We start from the raw sequence: 9,502 nt of genomic DNA on the forward strand, positions 1-9,502 counted from the left end.
CCTCCCGCACGGGGTTTTCCACAGATGCGGCGGACCCCCTTGAACCGACCGATCGTTCGGTTACTCTAACTCTGACTGGCTGTTCCTGCCCATGTTTCTGCCGAGTCATGAACTCGACGAGGAGTTCCTGACACAAGGAGTTGGTCCCGCATGGCCGCCGCCCTCACCCCTCACGACCTGATCGCCAAGCACCGGCCCACCCTCGACCAGGCGCTCGAAGCGATCCGTACACGCGCGTACTGGTCCCCGCACCCCGAGCACCCCAAGGCCTACGGCGAGAACGGCAGCCTGGACATGGCCGCGGGCAAGGCCGCCTTCGACGCCCTCCTCGGCACCCGCCTCGACCTCGGCCAGCCCGGCACCGACGACTGGGTGGGCGGCGAGGTCTCCCCGTACGGCCTCGCGCTGGGCGTGGAGTACCCGCACGCCGACGTGGACGTGCTGCTGCCCGCCATGAAGGCCGGACAGCGCGCCTGGCGGGACGCGGGCGCGGAGATCCGCGCGGTGGTCTGCCTGGAGATCCTCAAGCGGATCAGCGACCGGACGCACGAGTTCGCGCACGCGGTCATGCACACCTCCGGACAGGCGTTCATGATGGCGTTCCAGGCGGGCGGCCCGCACGCGCAGGACCGCGGGCTTGAGGCGGTGGCGTACGCGTACGTGGAGCAGGTCCGCACCCCCGACACCGCGGAGTGGACCAAGCCGCAGGGCAAGAAGGACCCACTGGCCATGACCAAGGCGTTCACGCCGGTGCCGCGCGGGATCGCGCTGATGATCGGCTGCAACACCTTCCCGACCTGGAACGGCTACCCGGGTCTCTTCGCCTCCCTCGCCACGGGCAACGCCGTGCTGGTGAAGCCCCACCCCCGCGCGGTGCTGCCGCTCGCACTGACGGTCCAGGTCGCGCGCCAGGTGCTGGCCGAGGCCGGATTCGACCCGAACCTCGTCGCGCTCGCCGCGGAGCGGCCCGGTGAGGGCATCGCCAAGACCCTCGCCGTGCGGCCCGAGATCCGGATCATCGACTACACCGGCTCGACCTCCTTCGGCGACTGGCTGGAGACCAACGCCCGCCAGGCGCAGGTCTACACGGAGAAGGCCGGCGTCAACACGGTGCTCGTGGAGTCCACCGACAACTACAAGGGGATGCTGTCCAACCTGGCGTTCTCGTTGTCGCTGTACAGCGGGCAGATGTGCACGACGCCGCAGAACCTGCTGATCCCCCGGGACGGGATCCGCACGGAGGAGGGCCCGCGGACGTTCGACGAGGTCGTGGCGGATCTGGCGAGGTCGGTGGACGGGCTCCTCGGTGACGACGCCCGTGCGAACGCGCTGCTCGGCGCGATCGTGAACCCGGACGTCAAGGCACGCCTGGAGGCCGCGGCGGGGCTCGGCGAAGTCGCCCTCGCCTCCCGGGAGATCAGCAACCCGGACTTCCCGGAGGCGGTCGTGCGGACGCCGGTCGTCGTCAAGCTGGACGGGGCCAAGCCGGACGACGAGGCCGCGTACATGAGCGAGTGCTTCGGGCCGGTGTCCTTCGCGGTGGCTGTGGACTCCGCGGGTGACGCCGTGGAGTTGCTGCGGCGGACGGTCCGGGAGAAGGGGGCGATGACCGTCGGGGCGTACACCGTCGACCCGGAGGTCGAGGAAGCGGTGCGGGAGGCCTGCCTGGAGGAGGCGGCCCAGTTGTCGCTGAACCTGACGGGTGGGGTGTACGTCAACCAGACGGCCGCGTTCTCCGACTTCCACGGCTCCGGCGGCAATCCTGCCGCCAACTCCGCTCTCACGGACGGGGCGTTCGTGGCGAACCGCTTCCGCGTGGTCGAGGTGCGGCGGGAGGCCTGAACGCAGCCTGAACGCCTCTGAACGCGCTCCAGTGGTACAGCGTCATTCCCACGCTCGTCGCCAGGTTGTAGCTCGACACCTGGGGGCGCATCGGCAGGGACAGCAGGTGGTCCGCACGCGCGCGTACCTCCGCTGACAGGCCGCTGCGCTCCGAGCCGAAGGCCAGGACGGCGTCATCCGGGAGCTTCATGCCCCGGATGTCGTCGCCCTCGGGGTCCAGGGCGAACAACGGGCCCTCGGGGAGTTCCTCGACCGTGAGGCGTTCCACCGCCGTCGCGAAGTGCAGGCCCGCGCCTCCTCGGACGACCGTGGGGTGCCAGGGGTCCAGCGTGCCGGTGGTGATCACGCCCGTCGCGCCGAAGCCGGCCGCCAGGCGGATCACCGCGCCCGCGTTGCCGAGGTTGCGGGGGTGGTCGAGGAGCACCACCGGGGCGGTGCGCGGGGCGCGGGCCAGCAGCTCCAGGTTGCTCGCGCGGGACGGCCGTACCGCCAGGGCCGCCACCGCTGTGGGGTGCGGGCGCGGGACCAGGGATCGGTACGTCTCCTCCGGGACCTCGGCCAGGAGGGCGTCCAGTGTTTCCCGTACGTCCGGGGCCAGCTCGTCGGCCAGGGTGAGGGCCGCCTGCCGGTCCACCGCCACCGCCACCGGGATCTGCGCTCCGAAGCGCGCCGCGTGCTTGAGGGCGTGGAAGCCGTCGAGCAGTACGGCGGTGTCGGCGAGGCGGTGCCAGGTGGTGACGGGGGTGGTCATGACGGGGAGCCTACGTGGGCCTGCTCGGGGTTCTCCGGGCTGCGGGGCTCGGGGAGCGCGGCGCGGTTTCTGCTCGGCCGTGCCCGTGCCGCCCAGGCGCCGAGGCGGCGCAGGAAGGCCGTCGGCAGGAAGACCGCGTCCGCCGCGATCATCGCCAGGGAGAAGAACGGCAGGCCGAGGACGACCGCGATCACCGCGTGCTCGAACATCATGGCGGCCAGCAGGACGTTCTTGACCCGCCGGTTGAACAGCGCGAACGGGAAGGCGACCTGGACCAGGACCGTCCCGTACGTCACCAGCATCACCATGGTCCCGCTGGCCGAGAGGACGTCGGCGAGCGCGGGCCAGGGGGAGAAGTAGTCCAGGTGCAGCGGGTAGTAGACGGCGGTGCCGTCCTGCCAGCGGGAGCCCTGGATCTTGTACCAGCCGGCGGTGGCGTAGATCAGACAGGCCTCGGCCATGATCACGAGCAGGGCGCCGTTGTGCACGATGTTCGCGATCACATCGAGCAGGATGCGCGGCTGAGCGGTCCGGGCACGGCGTTCCACGACCCACCGGACGGCCTGGGCGATCCATACGGTCCACAGGATCAGGGGGACCGTCAGGTCGCCGTCGAGCCGGCCCGCGAGCGTGGCCGCGACCAGGATCAGACCGAGCACGGTCCACAGGGCCGGCCCGACCCGATCCCGTTCCTGTTTCCGCTGCGTCCTGCGCGCGTCCAGGGACCAGACCTGGCCGCAGCGAGTGAAGACCAGGTAGATCGACATCAGGTGGAGGACGTTGTCGCCGCCGTCGCCCATGAAGATGGAGCGGTTCTGGAGGGACAGCACGCCGACCATGAACAGGACGGACATCGTGCGGGTCCGCCAGCCGAGCAGGAGCAGCACGGCGAAGAGGACGGCGAGGGCGTAGACCGCCTCGAACCAGAGGTGGCCGTCGGACCAGATCAGGGCCGTGAAGGCGCCGTTCGTGCCGATCAGCTGCTGGGCGAGGTCGAAGCTCCAGGGGCCGTCGGGACCGTACAGCTCATGGCGCTGAGGCAGCTCGCGCAGCAGGAAGAGCAGCCAGGTCGCGGCGAAGCCGATACGGATCACGGCTGTCTGGTACGGGCCGAGGGCGGACTCGGTGACCCGGGCGATGCCGGCCGAGAGGCACAGGGCGAAGCGGTTCATGCCAGGTCCCCCTCGGCCTCGTCCTCGGGGACCTCCCACCAGGGCAGCTCCCGGTATACCGGCTTGTCCGGCACCTGCTCGTCGCTCCACTCGGGCGGGCGCACATTGGTGGTCTGCGAGCGCAGCTGGACGCGCTCCACGACACCGCCGGGTCCCGCGGCGTCCTCGCGGTCCAGGCGCAGGACGACGATCCGGCGCAGATACGACTCGGCCAGGTCGCCGCGCAGGCCGACCGGACGGTTGTCGTTGTCGTGGGTGGCGACGAGGAAGTCCCAGGCCCTGCGCAGTTCGTTCTGCTGGGTGTGGCTCGGCAGCAGATTGCCGTCGATGTCCCGGCCGTCCTGGGCGGACAGGTCGTACCAGCCGGTCGTGCGCATGCCGCCGTCCGGCTCGCGGATCTCGGCGCGGACCTGGACGGCGATGTTCTGCTGGAGCGGGTTCGGCGCGAAGAGCTTCCAGTTCTGCTCGAACTCCGGATAGATCCAGTCGTCGATGGCCGAGCCCTGCCGCTTGCTTACCGTGTTCGAGGGCGCGACATGCAGGAAGACCATGCCCATGTGGACACAGACGGCGACCGCGACGACCGCGAGGGCGAGGGCGGCGGCGATCTGGTAGCGCAGCGAGAGGGCGGCCACACCGACGCGGGGCGCGGGCGCGGGCTGCGGCCCGTGGCGGGCGTCGCCCGCTGTGTCGTACGCGTTCATTCCGCCCCGCTTTCGATTCCGGTCCCCGGCAGGGCCTGCCCCGGCGGCCCCGCTTCGGGGTGACACCTTACGGCGCCCGGCTCACGAGGAGGTCACGTCTGCCGAGCGCTCGGCAGGCGGCCTGTCCGTGCCGTTCCCTTCTGCTAGAACCTGTTCTATCTTGACGCACCGTCAGATCTCCGTGTGCGCGGGAGGGCAGGGACCGTGGACTTTTCCTTCACCGAGGAGCAGCAGGCGGCGGCCGAGGCGGCGCGGGGGGTGTTCGCCGGGGTCGCGCCGGATGCCGTGCCGAGTCCCGCGCTCACCGCGGGCGCGGTGGCCGAGGACTTCGACCGCGCGCTGTGGGCCCGGCTCGCCGACGCCGATCTGCTGAGCCTGCTGCTCGCCGAGGAGCACGGCGGGGCGGGGCTCGACGCCGTGGCGCTGTGTCTCGTACTGCGGGAGGCGGCGGGGGTGCTGGCGCGGGTGCCGCTGCTGGAGCACAGCGCCGCACTGGCCGTCGTCCAGGCCTACGGCGGTCAGGAGCTGCGGTCCGACGTCCTGGCGCGGGCCGGGCGGGGCGACGTCGTGCTCACCGCCGCCGCGCACGGGCGCACCGGGCACGATCCGGCGGAGCTCGCGGTGAGCGCGCGGCGGGAGGGCGCGCAGTGGGTGCTCGACGGTACGCAGACGGCGGTGCCGTGGGCGTACGACGCCGATCTCATTGTCGTCCCGGCGGGCGCGGAGGCCGGTCGGACGGTCCTCGCGGTGGTGCCGCGCGGGCATGCCGGGGTGGGGCTGGCCGAGCAGTACTCCACCAGCGGGGAGCGGCTCGGGGAGCTTTGTCTTGACTCCGTGCGGCTCGCGGAGCGGGATGTGGTGGAGGCGGAGGGGGCCTGGGAGCGGTTGCGGGAGCTGCTGACAGTCGGGACGTGTGCGCTGGCGCTCGGTCTCGGTACCCGCGTCCTGCGGATGACCAGCGAGTACACGGGCAAGCGGGAGCAGTTCGGGCATCCGCTCGCCACCTTCCAGGCGGTCGCCGTGCAGGCCGCCGACCGGTACATCGACCTACGGGCGATGGAGGCCACGCTGTGGCAGGCCGCCTGGCGGATCGCCGCGCAGGCGCCGGGGGCGCTGCCGGTCGCCGGCGATGTCGCCGTGGCCAAGATCTGGGCCTCGGAGGGGGTACGGCGGATCGTGCAGACGGCGCAGCATCTGCACGGGGGGTTCGGGGCGGACGTCGACTATCCGCTGCACCGGTATCACGCGTGGGCCAAGCAGCTGGAGCTGTCGCTCGGGCCCGCGGCGGCGCACGAGGAGGCGCTGGGGGACTTGCTGGCCGCGCATCCCCTTGCGTGATCTACGTGACTTACGTGACTTACAGGACGAAACCCTGCTTGCCGTCGTCGGTCACGACCGGTCGGCCCGCCGCCGCCCACACCTGCATGCCGCCGTCGACGTTCACCGCGTCGATGCCCTGCTGGACGAGGTACATCGCGACCTGGGCGGAACGGGCTCCGGAACGGCAGATCACGTTGACCCGGCCGTCCTGCGGGGCGGCCTCGGTCAGCTCGCCGTAGCGGGCGACGAACTCGCTGATGGGGATGTGCAGTGCTCCTTCGGCATGGCCCGCCTGCCATTCGTCGTCCTCGCGGACGTCCAGGAGGAAGTCGCCGTCCTTGAGGTCCATGACCTCGACCGTGGGCACGCCTGATCCGAAATGCATGGCTCAGACGCTACCGGAGGGCGGGGAGAGCAGTTCCGCCAGTTCCGCCTCGCGTGCCGACACGTCCGACAGCAGCTGCTCGGCGATCTCCTCCAGCAGCTTGTCGGGGTCGTCCGGGGCCAGGCGGAGCATGGAGCCGATCGCGCTCTCCTCCAGCTCCCGTACGACGACGGTGAGGAGCTCCTTGCGCTGGGAGAGCCACTCCAGGCGGGCGTAGAGCTCCTCGGCCGGGCTCGGCTGCCGCTCCTTCGGGACCGGACCCGCGGCCCACTCCTCGGCCAGTTCCCGCAGAAGGGCCTCGTCGCCGCGGGCGTACGCGGCGTTCACCCTGGTGATGAACTCCTCCCGACGCGCTCGCTCCCCGTCCTCCTGGGCCAGGTCCGGGTGGGCCTTGCGGGCGAGCTCGCGGTAGAGCTTGCGGGCCTCCTCGCTGGGGCGCACCCGCTGCGGGGGCCGTACCGGCTGGTCCGTGAGCATCGCGGACGCCTCCGGGAACAGACCCTCGCCGTCCATCCAGCCGTGGAACAACTCCTCGACGCCCGGCATCGGCATGACCCGGGCGCGGGCCTCCTGCGCCTTGCGCACATCCTCCGGATCACCGGAGCGCTCGGCCTTTGCCTCGGCGATCCGGGCTTCCAGCTCGTCGAGGCGGGCGTACATCGGGCCGAGCTTCTGGTGGTGCAGCCGCGAGAAGTTCTCGACCTCGACGCGGAAGGTCTCCACGGCGATCTCGTACTCGATCAACGCCTGCTCGGCAGCCCGAACGGCCCGCTCCAGCCGCTCCTCGGGCCGGGGCGCGGTCTCCTCGTCGGGCTGGGACTGCTCAGCTTCCGGGGTGCTCACCCGACCAGACTAGGCCACGGGTCGATGACGCCGGTCGGCTCGCCGATGTGCGCGTGGAGGCCGGCGTATCTCACACACCCGTCTCCGCCGCGATCCTCCCCGCCCGTATCGCTGTCACCAGGTCCGCGTGGTCCGCCTCCGTGCGGTCGGCGTACGTGACCGCGAAGGTCGCCATCGCCTCGTCCAGTTCCTCGTTCTTGCCGCAGTAGCCCGCGATCAGGCGGGGGTCGGCGCTGTGGGCGTGGGCTCGGGCGAGGAGGGCGCCGGTCATGCGGCCGTAGTCGTCCAGCTGGTCGGGGGAGAGGGCGGCCGGATCCACGCTGCCCTTGCGGTTGCGGAACTGGCGTACCTGGAAGGGGCGGCCCTCGACCGTCGTCCAGCCGAGGAGGATGTCGCTGACCACCTGCATACGCTTCTGGCCGAGGACCACGCGGCGGCCCTCGTGCTCCACCTTCGGGGTCTCGAAGCCGGCCGTCGCCAGGTGCGGGAGCAGGGCGGAGGGGCGGGCCTCCTTCACCTGGAGGACGAGGGGTTCGCCTCGGTGGTCGAGGAGGAGGACGACGTAGGAGCGGGTGCCCACGCTGCCGGTGCCGACCACGCGGAACGCGACGTCGTGCACCGCATGCCGGGCCAGCAGGGGGAGGCGGTCCTCCGAGAGGGTGGTGACGTACTCCTCCAGGGACGCCGCCACCGCCGCCGCCTCCTCGTCCGGCGTCCGGCTCAGGACCGGCGGAGTGGCCACGAAGCGGCGGCCGCCGTCCTCGGTCGGCTCCGTCGACTTCGCCGCGAACCGGCCGCTGGTGTTGGAGCGGGCCTTCTCGGCCACCCGCTCCAGTGTGCCGAGCAGGTCATGGGCGTCGGTGTGGGAGACCAGCTCCTCGTCCGCGATGGCGTTCCACGCGTCCAGTACCGGGAGCTTGGCGAGCAGCCGCATCGTGCGCCGGTACGCGCCCACCGCGTCGTGCGCCGCCTTGCGGCACGTGTCCTCGGACGCGCCCGCCTCCCGGCCCGCCAGCACCAGCGAGGCCGCGAGCCGCTTCAGATCCCACTCCCACGGTCCGAGGAGCGTCTCGTCGAAGTCGTTCAGGTCGATGACCAGGCCGCCGCGGGCGTCGCCGTACAGACCGAAGTTCGCCGTGTGGGCGTCGCCGCAGATCTGGGCGAGGACGCGGGTCATGGGGGTACGGGCGAGGTCGTGGGCCATCAGGCCGGCGGATCCGCGCAGGAAGGCGAAGGGGGTCGCCGCCATGCGGCCCACCCGTATCGGCCTCAGCTCGGGGATCCGGCCGCGGTTGGACTCCTCCACCGCCGTCAGCGCGTCGGGGCGGTCGGGGTCCAGGTCGAGGAGGGCGTGCGTGCCGCGCGGAACGCGGTCCCGCAGGGCCTTGCCCTCCTGCTTCGGCGTGCCGTTGCCGGGCCACTCGGCGAATCCGGGCACCCGGGGCAGCCGCCGCTCGCCCGACTTCGTCGTCTCCTGCGCTCCGACGTCGCTCACACCGACCGCCTCCCCCGTACCCGGACCGTCTCCGGCCCGCACGAACATCAACTCGTGCCGACGGTACAGCGGGGGGACGGAAACGCGTCAGTCCCTGTGGACAACCCGGGGCCTGTGGAAAACCCCGAACCCGCTACCGGGGTCCGGCCGGGTCTCCCCCGGCGCTCAGGAACGCCGTGAACGCCTCTATCACCAGCCGCAGCGACGCCTCCACCGCCGCGTCCCCGTCGGGCATGGCCGCGGGGCGGGCGATCACGGCGCCGGAGTGCCTGCCCCGGCCGGTCTCCAGGTACGCCAGCACGTCCTCGGCCTGGAGCGGTGCCCCGTCGGCGGGGCGGGGCAGGGCGTCGAGCAGACCCTGCAGGGTGTCGAGCAACTGCCGCCGTTCCCCGGCGGGTTCGCGATTCATACCCCCAGGCTGGTGAAGACCGGTCAAGGACCGTTCAAGGCCCCGCCAACGCCTCCGGTCACGCCGAGGGCTGTCCGGCGGATCCGAGGCCGGGGCGAACTCCCGGCCCGGGTCCGGGTCCAAGACCGCGTCCGGCTCCCGGTCCGGTCCAAGACCGCGTCCGGCTCCCGGCAGCCCGGGTCCAAGACCGCGACCGACTCCACGCCCGGGCCCAAGGCCGCGTCCCGCTCCCGGTCCAGGTCCAAGACCGCGACCACCTCCCGATCCAGGCCCAAGACCGCGACCACCTCCCGATCCAGGCCCAAGACCGCATCCGACTCCCAGCCCAGATCCGGCACCAAGACCGCGACCGGCTACCGGCCCAGATCCGGCACCAAGACCGCGACCGGCTCCCGGTCCAGGTCCGCGTCCAAGACCGCGACCGGCTCCCGGTCCAGGTCCGCGCCCAAGACCGCATCCGACTCCCAGCCCAGATCCGCCACCAAGACCGCGACGGCTACCGACCCAGGTCCGCGCCCAAGACCGCATCCGACTCCCAGCCCAGATCCGCCACCAAGACCGCGACGGCTACCGACCCAGGT

10 protein-coding genes are annotated in these 9,502 nt (G+C 71.8%); 2 read left to right on the forward strand and 8 right to left on the reverse strand.

What is annotated here, in order from left to right:
• Positions 1–150 precede the first annotated feature (150 nt).
• Complete coding sequence (paaN, locus tag RMT89_RS22565; protein ID WP_315885571.1) at positions 151–1,842, forward strand: phenylacetic acid degradation protein PaaN; 1,692 nt, start codon at positions 151–153, stop codon at positions 1,840–1,842.
• Here the strand turns inward: paaN and RMT89_RS22570 are convergent.
• Genes RMT89_RS22570 through RMT89_RS22580 form a run of 3 tightly spaced genes read right to left on the reverse strand, consistent with a single transcriptional unit; the run spans position 1,781 to position 4,469 of the window.
• Entirely contained in the window at positions 1,781–2,593 is an 813-nt protein-coding gene (locus RMT89_RS22570; RefSeq protein WP_315885572.1) for a TrmH family RNA methyltransferase, read from the reverse strand. The two genes, paaN and RMT89_RS22570, sit on opposite strands and share 62 nt — an antisense overlap.
• Positions 2,590–3,765: an HTTM domain-containing protein gene (locus RMT89_RS22575; protein WP_315885573.1), complete on the reverse strand. Its 1,176-nt coding sequence runs from the start codon at positions 3,763–3,765 to the stop codon at positions 2,590–2,592. Before RMT89_RS22575 ends, RMT89_RS22570 begins: the two co-directional genes overlap by 4 nt.
• Entirely contained in the window at positions 3,762–4,469 is a 708-nt protein-coding gene (locus RMT89_RS22580; RefSeq protein ID WP_315885574.1) for a DUF5819 family protein, read from the reverse strand. Before RMT89_RS22580 ends, RMT89_RS22575 begins: the two co-directional genes overlap by 4 nt.
• A gap of 204 nt (positions 4,470–4,673) precedes the next feature.
• Here RMT89_RS22580 and RMT89_RS22585 point away from each other — a divergent pair, with 204 nt between their 5' ends.
• Complete coding sequence (locus RMT89_RS22585; protein ID WP_315885575.1) at positions 4,674–5,807, forward strand: acyl-CoA dehydrogenase family protein; 1,134 nt, start codon at positions 4,674–4,676, stop codon at positions 5,805–5,807.
• 19 nt (positions 5,808–5,826) lie between these two features.
• Here the strand turns inward: RMT89_RS22585 and RMT89_RS22590 are convergent, their stop codons facing one another.
• The 5 genes from RMT89_RS22590 to RMT89_RS22610 all read right to left on the reverse strand — a co-directional run.
• Entirely contained in the window at positions 5,827–6,156 is a 330-nt protein-coding gene (locus RMT89_RS22590) for a rhodanese-like domain-containing protein (RefSeq protein ID WP_315885584.1), read from the reverse strand.
• A 21-nt stretch (positions 6,157–6,177) separates the two neighbouring features.
• The gene (locus RMT89_RS22595) at positions 6,178–7,017 is read right to left on the reverse strand and encodes a hypothetical protein (RefSeq protein WP_315885576.1); all 840 of its coding nucleotides are present in this window, start codon (positions 7,015–7,017) and stop codon (positions 6,178–6,180) included.
• Between the two features lie 70 nt (positions 7,018–7,087).
• Positions 7,088–8,560: a DUF2252 domain-containing protein gene (locus RMT89_RS22600; RefSeq protein ID WP_315885585.1), complete on the reverse strand. Its 1,473-nt coding sequence runs from the start codon at positions 8,558–8,560 to the stop codon at positions 7,088–7,090.
• An 85-nt stretch (positions 8,561–8,645) separates the two neighbouring features.
• Positions 8,646–8,921: a hypothetical protein gene (locus RMT89_RS22605; RefSeq protein WP_315885577.1), complete on the reverse strand. Its 276-nt coding sequence runs from the start codon at positions 8,919–8,921 to the stop codon at positions 8,646–8,648.
• Between the two features lie 353 nt (positions 8,922–9,274).
• A partial coding sequence (locus RMT89_RS22610; protein WP_315885578.1) for a hypothetical protein occupies positions 9,275–9,502 on the reverse strand: 228 nt, incomplete at its 5' end.

It is taken from the genome of Streptomyces sp. P17, assembly GCF_032436805.1.
Lineage (GTDB): Bacteria > Actinomycetota > Actinomycetes > Streptomycetales > Streptomycetaceae > Streptomyces.